The organism is Rhizobium sp. N122 (assembly GCF_002211295.1).
Lineage (GTDB): Bacteria > Pseudomonadota > Alphaproteobacteria > Rhizobiales > Rhizobiaceae > Rhizobium.
The window spans coordinates 14,069-29,427 of the sequence record NZ_LOKU01000007.1 but is presented as its reverse complement, the minus strand read 5'-3'; the positions used below and the strand labels follow the sequence as shown (position 1 = coordinate 29,427).

Genomic DNA, 15,359 nt, shown 5'->3' with positions numbered 1-15,359 from the left:
TGCCGCCGGCGCTCGGCAAGCGGCCGCTCCATGACGCAATGCGCCGTCGTCCGCTACTGGCGGGCGGCCCAGCCGAGGCCGCGGCGCAGGATCAGCGGCATGTAGGGATGGTCGAATTCGGCCGCGACATGGCCGAGCGCGGAATAGAAGATGCGGCCGGCGCCGAAATGGCGCTTGAAGACGACCGGCATCACGACGTTGCGGGCGGCAGGATCATAGGCGCCGGTGAAGGTGGTGGTCGCCAGGATTTCGACTGTCGGATCATAGTGCAGATAATATTGCTCCGACCGGTAGTCGAAATCGGGAATGCCCTCCATGACCGGATCGTCCTGGCGGGTGACGGCGACGCGGAAGTCGATGATGTTGCCGGGATGGGCGACCCAGGTGACGCCGGAGACATAGCGGAAAGGCGCGCTTTCCTTGAAGGAGGTGGCGAGCGCGCCGTGATGGCCGGCAAGCCCCAGCCCGCCGCGCACCGCCTCGACCAAGGCGCTGGCGTGGGGTTTTTCCAGCGTTTCGCCGGTGATGATCGGCACCAGCAGATCGGCTTTCACAAGCGTCGGCGATCCGAATATGCCGAGATCGCCAGTGACCTCCACCGTAAAATCGTCCTCGCGCAGAAGATCGGCGACGATATGAGCGCATTGCTCCGGCTCATGGCCCTGCCAGCCGCCCCAAACGACCAATGCCTTTCTCATTCGCGCGCTCCCCTGTCCGATTGTCACGGTCCGTTGCATCACATGGTGGTGAAAGCCCCTTAGGGCGGCCTGCTATGCAAATCACGCGAATAATGCGCGAAGGTTGGCGGTCCGGACCAAATCATATAGGGCCGGGGCAGTTCGGCATTTGACGTATTGTCCGTTCACGCCGATCGTAATTCCTTCTTTTTATTGACGTGTATCTCGTCTAGGTTTCTTTCATCTCTCGCTAATAATAAGGGTGGTGCATGGCAGGTGAAACGGTTCTTGTCGTCGGCGGCGCCGGTTATATCGGCTCGCATACGTGTCTCGACCTGGCGAACAAGGGCTATACGCCTGTCGTCTTCGATAATTTTTCCAACGGCCATCGCGAGTTCGTCAAATGGGGACCGGCCGAGGAAGGCGATATTCGCGATCGCGCCCGGCTGGATGAGGTGCTGGCCAAGCACAAGCCGGCGGCGATCCTGCATTTCGCGGCGCTGATCGAAGTCGGCGAATCGGTCAAGGATCCGGTTTCCTTCTATGAGAACAACGTCATCGGCACGTTGACGCTGCTGTCGGCGGCGCAGGCGGCCGGCATCAATGCCTTCGTCTTCTCCTCCACCTGCGCCACCTACGGGCTGCCGCAGAGCGTGCCGCTCGACGAGACGCACCGGCAGGTGCCGATCAATCCCTACGGGCGGACGAAATATATCGTCGAACAGGCGCTTGCCGATTACGACCAGTACAAGAGCCTGCGCTCGGTGGTGCTGCGTTATTTCAATGCGGCGGGCGCCGATTTCGAAGGCCGGATCGGCGAATGGCACCAGCCGGAAACGCATGCGATTCCGCTGGCGATCGACGCGGCACTCGGCCGCCGCCAGGGCTTCAAGGTGTTCGGCAGCGATTATGAGACGCGCGACGGCACCTGCGTGCGCGACTATATTCATGTGCTGGATCTTGCCGATGCGCATGTGCGCGCCGTCGAATATCTGCTGAAGGGCGGCGAGTCCGTCGCGCTCAACCTCGGCACCGGCACAGGCACCACGGTCAGGGAATTGCTCGGCGCGATCGAGGACGTGTCGAACCGGCCTTTCCCCGTCGAATATATCGGCCGGCGCGAAGGCGATTCGCATACGCTGGTCGCCAATAACGACAAGGCGCGCGACGTGCTCGGCTGGGTGCCGCAGTATGATCTCAGTCAGATCATCCGTTCCGCCTGGAACTGGCATGCCAAAACCAACCAGCATTGAGCCCAGAATTGAGAAAGGCGCCAGGCCGAACATCCTGCTGATCACGGCGGATCAGTGGCGTGGCGATTGCCTGTCGGCCGTCGGTCATCCTTGCGTGAAAACGCCCAATGTCGACGCACTGGCGCGCCAGGGCACGCTGTTCCGGCGGCACTATGCCGGGGCGGCGCCCTGCTCGCCGGCGCGGGCGACACTCTATACCGGCCTCTACCAGATGAACCACCGCGTCTGCCGCAATGGTTCGCCGCTCGATGCCCGCTTCGACAATCTGGCGCTGGCCGCCCGGCGGGCGGGATATGACCCGACGCTGTTCGGCTATACGGACACGGCGCCCGATCCGCGTGGCATGGATGCAAATGATCCGCATCTGACGAGTTATGAAGGCGTGTTGCCGGGCTTTACCGCACGCCAGCTTCTGCCGGAGCATGAAAGGCAGTGGCTCTCCTGGCTCCGGTCCCGCGGCCATCGGGACGCCGTCAGCCGCGACATCCATAGTCCCGTCGGCGCTGCAGCCGGCGGCATTTCCGATGCGGCGCCGGCCTATTCCAGCGAGGAGACGCAGACGGCGTTCCTTGCCGGCGAGTTCATCCGCTGGCTGGGTGAGCAGGACCGGCCGTGGTTTGCGCATGTCTCGTTCCTGCGCCCGCATCCGCCCTTTTCCGTGCCGGCGCCGTTCAACCGTATGTTCAGGCCGGGCGAGGGGCCGGCTTTTGCGCGCGCGGCAAACGCCCAAGCGGAAGAGGCCAGTCATCCCTATCTCGCCTATGCGATGCCGCGCACCGGCAAGGGCAGTTTCATCCACGGCGCGACGGGGCCGCTGAGCGACTGGAACGGCGAGGATTTCGCGGCGATCCGGGCGATTTACTACGGCATGATAGCAGAGGTCGATGCGCAGCTCGGCCGGATCTGGCAGGCGCTGCAGGATGCCGGCGCCTGGGACGATACGCTTATCGTCTTCACCTCGGATCACGCCGAGATGGCGGGCGACCACTGGACGCTGGGGAAGGGCGGTTTCTTCGACGGCAGCTATCATATTCCGCTGGTCATTCGCGATCCCGCAAGCAGTGCCGCCGGCGGGGCCGTCGACGATTTCACCAGCGCCGCGGATATTTTTCCGACACTTTGCCAAAGGCTCGGCATCGAGGCGAAGAACGGGCTCGACGGCCAGTCGCTCATGCCGTTCGTCGAGGGCGGCAGCGCGGAAGGCTGGCGGGACGCGGCATTCTGGGAGTTCGACTTCCGCGATATCGCCGGGGGCGAGACGGAGCGGTATTTCGGGCTCAGGTCGAACGAGTGCAATCTTGCCGTGATCCGCGACGCGCGGTTCAAATATGTGCATTTTGCCGCCTTGCCGCCACTGCTCTTCAATCTCGGGGACGATCCGATGGAGCTCAAGAATGTCGCGGCCGATCCGGCCTATGCGGCGATCCGGCTCGACTATGCCGAAAAGCTGCTGTCGCTGCGCGCGCGGCATCTCGATCAGACGCTCGCCTATACCGAGCTGACGGAAAAAGGGCCGGTGACGCGCCGGCCCTGATGCCTTTTACCCGAGATAATCGCGCTTGCCGATCGGCGTACCCTGGTTGCGCAGGATGGCGTGGGCCGTGGCAACGTGGAAATAGAAGTTCGGCAGGGCGAAAACGGTGACATACTCGTTTCCGGGAAGCACGATGCCGCTTTTGCCCGGCAAAGTGATGTCCCGGGCTTCCGTGCCCTCCAGCGCGTCCTCCGAGAAGCCGGCGAGATAGGCTTCGGTCTTGGCCAGCCGTTCGCGCAGTTCGTCGAACGTCTTCTCATTGTCCTCGAACTTCGGGGCGTCGGTGGCGGTTAGCCTCGAGAGGGTGAATTTGGCGCTGTCGCTGGCGCGCTGATATTGGCCGGAGAGCGGCAGCATATCGGGCGCGAGACGGGCGGCGACCAAGACGGCGGGATCGATGTTCTTTTCCTTCGCATAGGCTTCCGCCTTGTCGAGATAGGTTTTCAGGCTGGCGAGGCCGCGCTGGAACATCGGAACGGTGAGGCGATAGATCGAAATGGACATCTGTCCTGTCTCCAAAATCTTTAAATGACCGGCCGCGTCGAGGATATCGAAGACGCCTGCGGCCGCGGTCTTGTCTTCGAGCCCTCCATAGATGGAGGCGGCCTTGATCTTTCACAACAGAGGCAATGCCGGCGGCGATCGTGACCTGCGCGGCCTTGCGACTTCTACCCGATCACGTCGCGCTAAAGAGGCTTGACGTCGTTCTCAGAAAATGGAATGAATATTCCGAAGAGCAAATTTTACGGTTTGTTTGTTCCGTTTTAGGCGGAGCGCCGCAGGAGAGGCGGCGGGAAATTGCGGCTCCAGGGCAAATGCCTGGGGCTCCGGCGTGAGGAGGTGCAGCCGGGCACCGTTTGTGGAGGAAGTAAAATGAAAAAGTTTATCCTGGGCACTGCGATGGCGCTCGTCATGTCGACGGCCGCTCACGCAGAAACCGTCGGCGTTTCGATGGCGAAATTCGACGACAACTTTCTGACCGTGCTACGCAACGGCATGACCGATTATGCCAAGACGCTGAGTGGCGTGACGCTGCAGGTTGAAGACGCGCAGAACGACGTTTCCAAGCAGCAGAGCCAGATCCAGAATTTCATCGCCTCCAAGGTCGATGCCATCATCGTCAACCCGGTCGATACCGACGCGACGACGGCAATGTCGAAGCTCGCCGCCGACGCCGGCATTCCGCTGGTTTACGTCAACCGCCAGCCGGTCAATGTCGACACGCTGCCGGACAAACAGGCCTTCGTCGCCTCCAACGAGCAGGAATCCGGCACGCTGGAAACCAAGGAAATCTGCCGCATTCTCGGCGGCAAGGGCAAGGCTGTCGTCATCATGGGCGAGCTTTCCAACCAAGCTGCGCGCATGCGCACCCAGGACGTTCATGACGTCATCAAGACCGATGAATGCAAGGGTCTGGAGATCGTCGAAGAGCAGACGGCCAATTGGGACCGTACTCAGGGCGCCGACCTGATGACCAACTGGCTCTCCAGCGGCATCGAATTCGACGCCGTCATCTCCAACAACGACGAAATGGCGATCGGCGCCATCCAGGCGCTGAAGGCGGCCGGCAAGGATATGACCAAGGTCGTCGTCGGCGGTGTCGACGCCACGCAGGACGCGCTTGCCGCCATGCAGGCAGGCGATCTCGACGTCACGGTGTTCCAGGATGCCGCCGGCCAGGGCAAGGGTTCGCTCGACACGGCGCTCAAGCTCGCCAAGGGCGAAAAGACCGAGAAGAAGGTTTATATTCCCTTCCAGCTCGTCACGCCTGAAAACGTCAAGGACTTCGTCACCAAGAACTGAGGCGAACGCCAAACCGGATGCGGGCTTCGCCCGCATCCTTTTCGCCTGTCCGGAGGAGATGATATGGCCGTCAGCCCGACAACCATGGCCGCCGTGCGCGCGAGCGGTGCAGTCCCGAATGCGGAATATCTGTTGAGCGCCGAGGGCGTTCGCAAGGAGTTTCCCGGTGTCGTCGCCCTCGACGACGTGCAGTTCCGGCTGAAGCGCGCCTCCGTGCATGCGCTGATGGGCGAAAACGGCGCCGGCAAATCGACGCTGATGAAGATCCTTGCCGGCATCTACATACCGGATAAAGGCGATATCCGCCTGAAAGGCATCGAGATCCAGCTGAAATCTCCACTCGACGCGCTGGAGAACGGCATTGCCATGATCCATCAGGAACTGAACCTGATGCCGTTCATGACGGTCGCTGAAAATATCTGGATCCGCCGCGAACCGAAGAACCGCTTCGGCTTCGTCGATCACGGCGTCATGCATCGCATGACCGAAGAGCTGTTTGCCCGGCTGAATATCGACATCGATCCCGATATCGAGGTCCGGTACCTGTCGGTCGCCAACCGGCAGATGGTCGAGATCGCCAAGGCGGTTTCCTATAATTCCGACGTGCTGATCATGGACGAGCCGACTTCGGCGCTGACCGAGCGCGAGGTCGAGCACCTCTTCCGCATTATCCGCGACCTGAGGGCCCAGGGCATCGGCATCGTCTACATCACCCACAAGATGAACGAGCTTTTCGAAATCGCCGACGAGTTCTCCGTCTTTCGTGACGGCCGCTATATCGGCACGCATGCCTCGACCGAGGTGACCCGCGACGACATCATCCGCATGATGGTCGGGCGCGAGATCACCCAGATGTTCCCCAAGGAAGAGGTGCCAATCGGCGAGGTCATGCTTTCGGTCAAGGATCTCTGCCTCAACGGCGTCTTCAAAAACGTCTCCTTCGAGGTCAGGGCGGGCGAGATCCTCGGCGTGGCCGGCCTTGTGGGGTCCGGGCGGTCGAATGTCGCCGAAACATTGTTCGGGGTGACGCCGGCAAGCTCCGGCTCGATCGAGCTCTACGGCAAGCCGGTGACGATTTCTTCGCCGACCGAGGCCATCCGCCACCAAATGGCGTTCCTGACCGAGGACCGCAAGGATACCGGCTGTCTGCTGATCCTCGATATTCTCGAGAACATGCAGATCGCCGTGCTGCAGGACAGGTATGTCAAGGGCGGCTTCGTGCAGCAGGGCGCCATCGAGGCGACCTGCGAGGATATGGCAAAGAAGCTGCGGGTGAAAACGCCCAATCTCTACGAGCGTGTAGAGAATCTTTCGGGCGGCAATCAGCAGAAGGTGCTGATCGGGCGCTGGCTGCTCACCAATCCGCGGATCCTCATCCTCGACGAGCCGACGCGCGGCATCGATGTCGGCGCCAAGGCGGAAATCCACCGGCTGGTCACCGAAATGGCGCGAAACGGCGTGGCGGTCATTATGATCTCATCCGAGATGCCCGAGGTTCTCGGGATGAGCGACCGCATAATGGTCATGCATGAGGGACGCGTGACCGGTTTCCTCAATCGCGATGAAGCAACGCAGATCAAGGTGATGGAGCTGGCTGCGCAGTGATGCGTCGTCCGTCATCGCCCAAGGGAGGTTTGACATGAGTACCAAGGCAGCAGAGGGCGCGGCTCCGCTCGCTACCCGGCAAAGGCGGCGGCGTTTGCCGACCGAGCTCAGCATTTTCCTCGTGCTCGTCGGCATCGCGCTCATCTATGAAGCGCTCGGCTGGATGTTCATCGGCCAAAGCTTCCTGATGAATTCGCAGCGCCTGACGATCATGATCCTGCAGGTCTCCGTCATCGGCATCATCGCCGTCGGCGTCACCCAGGTCATCATCACCGGCGGTATCGACCTGTCGTCCGGCTCGGTCGTCGGCATGACGGCGATGATCGCCACGAGCTTCGCCCAATCGTCGACCTGGGGACGGGCGGTCTTTCCGTCGCTGACCGACCTGCCGGCTTTCGTGCCGATCATGATCGGACTGCTGATCGGGGCCGCCGCCGGTCTCGCCAACGGCGCGCTCATCGCCTACACGAAAATCCCGCCGTTCATTGCAACGCTCGGCATGTTCGTTTCGGCTCGCGGTGTCGCGAAGTGGTATACGAAAGGACAGCCGGTTTCCGGGATCACCGAGCAGTTTCACTTCATCGGCACCAAGGCGTGGCCGGTCGTCGTCTTCCTGGTCGTTGCGCTGATCTTTCACATTGCGCTGCGCTACACCCGTTACGGCAAGTTCACCTATGCCATCGGCGCCAACCCGCAGGCGGCGCGTGTTTCCGGCATCAACATCGAGGCGCATCTCGTCAAGGTCTATGTGATCGCCGGATTGCTGGCGGGTCTCGCCGGCATCGTCACGGCGGCCCGCGCCGAAACCGCGCAGGCCAGCATGGGCGTCGGCTATGAACTCGATGCGATCGCCGCGACCGTCATCGGCGGCACTTCGCTCACCGGCGGCGTCGGGCGCATCACCGGCACCGTCATCGGCACCATCATCCTCGGGGTCATGACTTCGGGCTTCACCTTCCTCAGGATCGACGCCTATTACCAGGAGATCGTCAAAGGTCTCATCATCGTCGCGGCTGTGGTCATCGACGTCTACCGGCAGAAGAAGCGCCGCAAGCACTGATCTCAGATTGTGCGATCCGATGGTTTTTGCGGGGGCTTCGGCCCCCGTTCCGTTTTTAGAGCGTGACGACGGAATTTATAAAAAAGAGGTGGCGAATTCCGCCAGCTTTTCTATTCTGGTCTTCCCGCTCGGGCAGCGCAGGAAGACAGATGCAATTCGTATTTGACGGTCACAACGACGTTCTCCTTCGACTCTGGACACATTCAAAAGACGGCAGTGACCCGATCGCGGAATTCGCAAGCGGCACGACGCTCGGCCATATCGATGCGCGCCGGGCGAGAGAAGGCGGTCTTTCCGGCGGTCTCTGCGCCATCTACATTCCCTCGGGCGATCTGGTCTTTGCCGATCCGGATGCCGACGGCCGCTATGTCACGCCGATGGCGGCCCCCCTCGATCCGCTGTCTTCCCTTGCCATTGCCACTGAAATGGCGGCGATCGCGCTGCGGCTCGACCAGGCCGGCGCCTGGCGGCTCTGCCGGACGGTAAAAGATATCCGCGGCGCCATGGCCGACAATCTTTTTGCCGCCGTCATGCATATGGAAGGCTGCGAGGCGATCGGCGCCGATCTTGCGGCGCTCGAGGTGTTCTATGCAGCCGGACTGCGGTCGCTCGGGCCGGTCTGGAGCCGGCACAATGTCTTCGGCTACGGCGTGCCCTTCGCCTTCCCGATGTCGCCGGACACGGCGCCCGGCCTCACCGATGCCGGTTTCGAGCTGGTCAAGGAATGCAATCGTCTCGGCGTCGTGGTCGACCTTGCCCATATCACCGAAAAGGGCTTCTGGGACGTGGCGAAGACGACCGACCAGCCGCTGGTCTCCAGCCATTCCAATGCCCACGCATTGACGCCGGTCGCGCGCAACCTGACGGACAGGCAGCTCGATGCGATCCGCGAAAGCCGCGGGCTCGTCGGCATCAATTATGCCACCGCCATGCTGCGTCCCGACGGCCGCTCGGACAGCGACACGCCGCTTGCCGACATGATCCGCCATATCGACTATCTGGTGAACCGCATCGGCATCGATTGCGTGGGCCTCGGATCGGACTTCGACGGGGCCACTATTCCGGAGGAAATCGGCGATGCCAGCGGCAATCAGAAGCTGATTGCCGCTCTCCGGGAGGTTGGTTATGGTGAGGCCGATCTCACGAAACTTGCCCGTGAAAATTGGCTTCGCATTCTGGCACAAGCTTGGCGGGAGGACCGCGCCTAAAGCGCTGTGCGCCTCTGGACGTGCTGCGAATGGACAATAGTTTTAATGGGGCATGACCGACAAAACGCTTCGTAATCAATCAAGAACAGGGGAACAGACCATGATGATCACCAAGCTCAGCCGCAATTTCCGCCTGCTTTCCGCAGGCGCCGCTCTTTCGCTGCTGATGATGGCGGCACCCGCCGCCTTTGCCGAAACACCCAAGGATACGCTGGTCGAAGGGTTCGCCATCGACGACATCATCACGATGGATCCGGGCGAGGCGTTCGAGCTTTCGACTGCCGAAATCACCAGCAACAGCTACAGCCTGCTCGTCCGTCTCGACATGGACGACACGTCGAAGGTGAAGGGTGATCTGGCCGAGAGCTGGAGTGTTTCCGATGACGGTCTGACCTATACGTTCAAGCTGAAATCGGGGATGAAATTCGCTTCCGGCAATCCGATCACCGCCGAAGACGTCGCCTGGTCGTTCGAGCGCGCCGTCAAGCTCGACAAGAGCCCGGCCTTCATCCTTACCCAATTCGGCCTGACCGGCGACAATATTACCGAAAAAGCCAAGGCCGCCGATGCCAATACCTTCGTCTTCACCGTCGACAAGGCCTATGCTCCGAGCTTCGTGCTCAACTGCCTGACGGCAACGGTTGCCTCCGTCGTCGACAAGAAGCTGGTGATGGAGCATGTGAAGGCGGTGACACCGGATGCCGAGCACAAATACGACAATGATTTCGGCAATGAGTGGCTGAAAACAGGCTATGCCGGCTCCGGCGCCTTTAAGCTCCGCGAATGGCGGGCCAACGAAGTTGTCGTTCTCGAGCGCAACGACAATTATTACGGCGACAAGACGAAGCTCAACCGCGTCATCTACCGCTATATGAAGGAAAGCGCTGCCCAGCGGCTGGCGCTCGAAGCCGGCGATATCGATATTGCCCGCAACCTCGAACCTGGCGACATCGACGCCGTTTCCAAAAATGCCGATCTGGCGACGACGAGCGCGCCGAAGGGCACGATCTATTATGTCAGCCTCAACAACAAGAACGAGAACCTGAAGAAGCCCGAGGTCCAGGAAGCCTTCAAATACCTGGTCGACTATGATGCGATCGGCGCGACCTTGATCAAGGGTATCGGCGAAATCCACCAGACCTTCCTGCCGAAGGGCCAACTCGGCGCGCTCGACGAAAATCCCTACAAGCTCGATGTCGCCAAGGCCAAGGAACTGCTCGCCAAGGCCGGCGTGCCCGACGGTTTCTCGATCACCATGGATGTGCGCAACACGCAGCCGGTGACCGGGATCGCCGAATCGATGCAGCAGACGCTGGCGCAGGCCGGCGTGAAGATGGAAATCATTCCGGGCGACGGCAAGCAGACGCTGACCAAGTACCGCGCCCGCACTCACGACATGTATATCGGCCAGTGGGGTTCGGATTATTTCGACCCGAATTCCAATGCCGATACTTTTACCGGCAATCCCGACAATTCCGATGCCGGTACGGTGAAGACGCTCGCGTGGCGCAACACCTGGGAAGCGCCGGAACTCGACAAACAGGCCAAGGCCGCACTGCTGGAACGCGACGCCGCCAAACGCGCCGCCATCTATCAGGATATCCAGAAGAAATATCTGGCCAATAGCCCCTTCGTCTTCATCTTCCAGCAGACCGAAGTGGCCGGCTACCGCAAGAACCTCAAGGACTTCAAGCTGGGTCCGAGCTTCGACACCAATTTCGTCGGTCCGATCGCCAAGGAATAGTCCGGCAGGATTGGTCGCTTGAGCACCGTCGAAACAACACAGGAGGCGCGGCCCCGCAAGGGCCGTGCCGGGGCCTTCGCAAAGGCTGCCGGGCGGTTCCTGTTTGCCGCCGTCACCACCTATCTCGGCCTCCTGGCCGTCACCTTCTTCATCGGCCGCGTCGTGCCGATCGACCCCGTGCTCGCCATTCTCGGCGACCGCGCGCCAAGCCACGTCGTCGAGCGGGTGCGCCAGGAAATGGGCTTCAACCTGCCGCTCTATCAGCAGTTCTACATCTATATCAAAGGCATCTTGTCCGGCGATTTCGGCAATTCGGTGCTGACGACCAATCCCGTCATGGTCGATATCCGCCGTGTCCTGCCGGCAACCATCGAGCTCGCGACGCTCGGAACGCTGATCGGCGCTTTCGTCGGCGTGCCGCTCGGCGTTCTCGCCGCCGTGCGCCGCGGCAGCATCGCCGACCAGGTGGTGCGCGTCGTCGGCTTGGTCGGCTATTCGGTGCCGATCTTCTGGCTGGCGCTGATTTCACTCGTCATCTTCTATGCGCAGCTGCGCTGGGTGGCTTTTCCCGGCCGCATCGACATCGTTTTCGAATATACGTTCACGCCGATCACCGGCCTGTATCTGCTGGACAGCGCCTGGCAGGGGCAATGGGACGTCTTCTACGACGTCTTCCGCCACATCATCCTGCCTGCATCGCTGCTCGGCTATTTCTCGCTCGCCTATATCAGCCGCATGACCCGCAGCTTCATGCTGAACGAGCTTTCCCAGGAATATATCGTCGCCGCGCGCGCCAAAGGGCTTTCGGAAACGCGGGTGATCTGGGGCCATGCGCTGCGCAATGCCGCCGTGCCGCTGGTCACCGTGATCGCGCTTTCCTATGCCGGCCTGCTCGAAGGATCGGTGCTGACCGAGACCGTGTTTTCCTGGCCGGGCATCGGGCTCTACATCACCAATTCGCTGCAGAACGCCGATATGAACGCCGTGCTCGGCGGCACCATCGTCATCGGCACCGTTTTCATCGGCATCAACCTTCTGTCCGATCTTCTCTACCGGACGCTCGACCCGAGGACGCGAAACCGATGACCGCTCCCGCCAGCCCAGCTCCTGCGATGAGCCGCCGCGAATGGCTGCTGTCCGACCGGCCGCAATCGCGCCTGCAGGCCCGTCTCGGCCGCGCCTATGTGACTTGGCGGCAGTTCACCGCCAACCGGCTCGCCGTCGTCGGCCTGCTGATCATCGTCGCACTGCTGTTCGTCGCCGTCTTTGCCGACGTGATCGCCACCCATAATCCCGTCGTCGGCGATCTGCGCAACGCCCGGCTGCTGCCGCCGGGTACGGATGGGTTCCTGCTCGGAACCGACGACCAGGGCCGCGACATCTATTCGCGGCTGATCTACGGATCGCGATTGACGCTGTTCGTCATCGTGCTCGTCGCCGTCATCTCGGCGCCGATCGGGCTGATCGTCGGCACGGTCTCCGGATATGCCGGAGGTTGGGTGGACGCGACGCTGATGCGCATCACCGATATCTTCCTCGCCTTTCCGAAGCTGGTGCTGGCGCTCGCCTTCGTCGCCGCGCTTGGTCCCGGCATTCAGAACGCGATCATCGCCATCGCTATCACCTCCTGGCCGCCCTATGCCCGCATTGCCCGCGCCGAGACACTGACGGTCCGGCGCTCCGACTATATCTCGGCGGTGAAGCTGATGGGCGCCTCGCCGTTCCGCATCATCCTGCGCCATGTCATGCCGCTCTGCATCTCCTCGCTGATCGTGCGCGTGACGCTCGATATGGCCGGCATCATCCTGACGGCGGCCGGTCTCGGTTTCCTTGGCCTCGGAGCGCAGCCGCCGCTGCCGGAATGGGGCGCGATGATCGCCTCGGGACGGCGTTTCATTCTCGATCAATGGTGGGTCGCGGCGATGCCCGGCATCGCCATCCTCATCGTCAGCCTCGGTTTCAATCTGCTCGGCGACGGCCTGCGCGATGCGCTCGATCCGAAGGAGGCCGGCCAGTGACGACACTTCTGACGGTCGAGAAGCTCAAAGTCAGCTATCCCACGCGCACCGGGGTGATCGAGGCCGTGCGCGGCGTCTCCTTCACGCTCGGCAAGGAAAGGCTCGGCATCGTCGGCGAATCCGGCTCCGGCAAATCGCAGACCGGCCGGGCGATCATGGGGCTGACGCCGAAACACGGCATCGTCACCGCCGACAGGCTCGACTTCAACGGCATCGACCTCATCAAGGCCTCCGCCAGCGAAAGGCGCAGGCTGCGCGGCAAACGCATCGCCATGATCCTGCAGGATCCGAAATATTCGCTCGATCCGGTCATGACGATCGGCCGGCAGATCTGCGAAACCTTGCGCACGCATGAGAAGGTCGGCAAGGCGGAGGCGCGCGAGCGCGCACTCGCCATGCTCGAGGCGGTGCAGATCCGCGATCCGAAACGTGTCTTCGACCTGCATCCGCATGAGGTTTCGGGCGGTATGGGGCAACGCGCGATGATCGCCATGATGCTGATTGCCGGGCCGGAGCTGCTGATTGCCGACGAGCCGACCTCGGCGCTCGACGTGACGGTGCAGCTCGATGTACTGAGAATCATGGACAGGCTGGTGGCGGAGCGCGGCATGGGGCTGATCTTTGTTTCCCATGATCTCAGGCTGGTCTCGTCCTTTTGCGACCGGGTCATCGTCATGTATGCCGGAAAGATCGTCGAGGAACTCGCAGCCGCCGATCTCAGACATGCGCAGCATCCCTATACGCAAGGCTTGCTGAACTGCATGCCCGAGATCGGCCAGAACCGCCATCCGCTGCCGGTGCTCGACCGCAGGCCGGAGTGGGCGGCATGAGCGCAGCCCTTGAAATTGACGATCTCAGCGTCGTCTATGACCAATTTCATGCGCTGAAGGATGTCAGCATCGCGGTCGAAGGCGGCGAATCTTTCGGCCTCGTCGGTGAATCCGGCTCCGGAAAATCGACATTACTCAGGGCCGTGGCCGGGCTGGCGCCGATCAGCGGCGGTGCGATCCGGATCGATGGCGAAGCGCTGAAGGGGCCGAAACGCAGCAAAACCTTCTATCGGCGCGTGCAAATGGTCTTCCAGGACCCCTATGGTTCGCTGCATCCGCGCCAGACGATCGACCGGCTGCTGCTCGAACCGCTGGCAATTCACGGCATTGGCGACGGCGAGATCCGCATCGCCCGTGCGCTCGACGAAGTCGGTCTCGGCAACGGTTTCCGCTTTCGCTATCCGCACCAGCTCTCCGGCGGGCAGCGGCAGCGCGTGGCGATCGCCCGGGCGCTGATCGTCGAACCGTCGATCCTGCTGCTCGATGAGCCGACCTCGGCGCTCGATGCCTCGGTGCAGGCCGAGGTGTTGAACCTGTTGGAGCAGATCCGGCGCGACCGCAAACTCACCTTCGTGATGGTGAGCCATGATCTCGGCGTCATCACCCATATGTGCGAAAGGCTGGCGGTGATGCGCAACGGCGCCGTCGTCGAACGCTTGAGTTCGAAAGATCTGGCAAGCGGTGCGGTTCATCAGGACTACACGAGAAATTTGATGATTGCGAGCAAGGGGTTCGTCAAAGCCTGAAGGGCAATCTTTTCAACTCCTTGAAAAGAAAAGACCGGCGGCGGCGTTAAGGATAAGACTTTCCTAAAAGACGACCATTCAACTAGACTATTGACAGCTGCCCCGCTTCTGTCATGATCCTGTTAACGATTGTTAGCTTTCGTGATCGATGGAGGTTGAGACATGTTCTTTCTTGGTGGGATGACCATGGGCTACCTCGATCCTCCTGTGAAAGCCGATCGCCGGGACCAGGCTTCGGTCTCCATTCCTGCGGAAAAGGATCGTCGGCTGATCGAGGTCCCCGCCAACCCGTCTCAGAGCGAAGACGCCGTCGAGCGTTCGTGGATCTGGGCATGGCGCACGGTCTGCTAAAAATGCGGGCTGCTAATGCGGACTGCTAAAAAGACAGGCTGCTAAAAGGGCTGGTTGAATATTCTCTTTCGTTTGCTCTGGACGGAAATTTATCTCTACCTACTTGATAGAGAAAATAAGAATATCACCGCGAGCCGCACAACCGGCCGCTTAAAAACAACGGAGGCGACATATGGCAGATCTGGGTATTTCGCATGCTCACGTGAACCAGTACGGTTCCGCAGCGACCAAGAAGCCGATCACCACGCGCCACAGGCTTCAAATGGCGGTGCATGGCGCAATCTTCACGGCGGCATTCCTGTTCGTCGTGGCGATGGTTTGCGGGATCGTCGGCTGATCGGCAAATGTTAGACGCCGGCCAATGCCGGCGTTGCGGCGATTTTCGCCTGGTTGATCGGCGTCTGATCCCCTCTTCGTTCTTCTGTCCTTCTTCATTTCATCATGCGCGACTGAATCGCACGTATTCGCGCGGTGCATGTCCGATCTTGTGTCTGCATGTCGCCGTTTTCGAACCGGTGATGTCATCCGTT

At 61.3% G+C, this 15,359-nt stretch carries 15 protein-coding genes; 13 read left to right on the top strand and 2 right to left on the bottom strand.

The genetic code is table 11. The annotated features are described in order from the left end of the window. Positions 1-53: 53 nt before the first annotated feature. On the bottom strand, positions 54-698 hold the full coding sequence (locus ATY75_RS06680; RefSeq protein WP_064841142.1) for a ThuA domain-containing protein: 645 nt from the start codon (positions 696-698) through the stop codon (positions 54-56). Positions 699-946: 248 nt separating this feature from the next. On the opposite strand from ATY75_RS06680, the gene galE reads away from it, so the two are divergent. After that, positions 947-1,930 carry a UDP-glucose 4-epimerase GalE gene (gene galE / locus ATY75_RS06675; protein ID WP_088936929.1) on the top strand — a complete coding sequence of 328 codons (984 nt, stop codon included), beginning with the start codon at positions 947-949 and terminating at the stop codon, positions 1,928-1,930. Further along, positions 1,908-3,464 (top strand): alkaline phosphatase family protein, encoded by a 1,557-nt coding sequence (locus ATY75_RS06670; RefSeq protein ID WP_088936928.1) that lies wholly within the window; start codon positions 1,908-1,910, stop codon positions 3,462-3,464. The genes galE and ATY75_RS06670 overlap by 23 nt, the downstream gene beginning before the upstream one ends. Positions 3,465-3,470: 6 nt before the next feature. Here the strand turns inward: ATY75_RS06670 and ATY75_RS06665 are convergent, their stop codons facing one another. Then, positions 3,471-3,968 (bottom strand): DUF1993 domain-containing protein, encoded by a 498-nt coding sequence (locus ATY75_RS06665; RefSeq protein ID WP_049733296.1) that lies wholly within the window; start codon positions 3,966-3,968, stop codon positions 3,471-3,473. Between the two features lie 369 nt (positions 3,969-4,337). Between ATY75_RS06665 and ATY75_RS06660 the strand changes: the two genes are divergently transcribed. From ATY75_RS06660 to ATY75_RS34515, 11 genes are all read left to right on the top strand, one after another. Then, positions 4,338-5,267 carry a sugar ABC transporter substrate-binding protein gene (locus ATY75_RS06660; RefSeq protein WP_088936927.1) on the top strand — a complete coding sequence of 310 codons (930 nt, stop codon included), beginning with the start codon at positions 4,338-4,340 and terminating at the stop codon, positions 5,265-5,267. 63 nt (positions 5,268-5,330) lie between these two features. Then, a complete protein-coding gene (locus tag ATY75_RS06655; RefSeq protein WP_064841137.1) occupies positions 5,331-6,872 on the top strand; it encodes a sugar ABC transporter ATP-binding protein in 1,542 nt (513 codons plus the stop codon). A gap of 34 nt (positions 6,873-6,906) precedes the next feature. Next, entirely contained in the window at positions 6,907-7,932 is a 1,026-nt protein-coding gene (locus tag ATY75_RS06650; protein ID WP_049733299.1) for an ABC transporter permease, read from the top strand. A 149-nt stretch (positions 7,933-8,081) separates the two neighbouring features. Further along, positions 8,082-9,140 carry a dipeptidase gene (locus ATY75_RS06645; protein WP_088936926.1) on the top strand — a complete coding sequence of 353 codons (1,059 nt, stop codon included), beginning with the start codon at positions 8,082-8,084 and terminating at the stop codon, positions 9,138-9,140. Between the two features lie 100 nt (positions 9,141-9,240). Then, positions 9,241-10,884 carry an ABC transporter substrate-binding protein gene (locus tag ATY75_RS06640; protein ID WP_088936925.1) on the top strand — a complete coding sequence of 548 codons (1,644 nt, stop codon included), beginning with the start codon at positions 9,241-9,243 and terminating at the stop codon, positions 10,882-10,884. An 18-nt stretch (positions 10,885-10,902) separates the two neighbouring features. Further along, positions 10,903-11,970, top strand: a complete 1,068-nt coding sequence (locus ATY75_RS06635; protein WP_064841134.1) for an ABC transporter permease — start codon at positions 10,903-10,905, stop codon at positions 11,968-11,970. After that, complete coding sequence (locus ATY75_RS06630) at positions 11,967-12,902, top strand: ABC transporter permease (RefSeq protein ID WP_088936924.1); 936 nt, start codon at positions 11,967-11,969, stop codon at positions 12,900-12,902. The genes ATY75_RS06635 and ATY75_RS06630 overlap by 4 nt, the downstream gene beginning before the upstream one ends. Then, the gene (locus ATY75_RS06625) at positions 12,899-13,732 is read left to right on the top strand and encodes an ABC transporter ATP-binding protein (protein ID WP_088936923.1); all 834 of its coding nucleotides are present in this window, start codon (positions 12,899-12,901) and stop codon (positions 13,730-13,732) included. Before ATY75_RS06630 ends, ATY75_RS06625 begins: the two co-directional genes overlap by 4 nt. Then, positions 13,729-14,478, top strand: a complete 750-nt coding sequence (locus ATY75_RS06620; protein WP_088936922.1) for an ABC transporter ATP-binding protein — start codon at positions 13,729-13,731, stop codon at positions 14,476-14,478. The genes ATY75_RS06625 and ATY75_RS06620 overlap by 4 nt, the downstream gene beginning before the upstream one ends. A 162-nt stretch (positions 14,479-14,640) precedes the next feature. Beyond that, positions 14,641-14,829 carry a hypothetical protein gene (locus ATY75_RS06615; protein WP_088936921.1) on the top strand — a complete coding sequence of 63 codons (189 nt, stop codon included), beginning with the start codon at positions 14,641-14,643 and terminating at the stop codon, positions 14,827-14,829. A gap of 172 nt (positions 14,830-15,001) precedes the next feature. After that, positions 15,002-15,166 (top strand): hypothetical protein, encoded by a 165-nt coding sequence (locus ATY75_RS34515; protein ID WP_167347777.1) that lies wholly within the window; start codon positions 15,002-15,004, stop codon positions 15,164-15,166. The last annotated feature ends 193 nt before the right edge of the window (positions 15,167-15,359 follow it).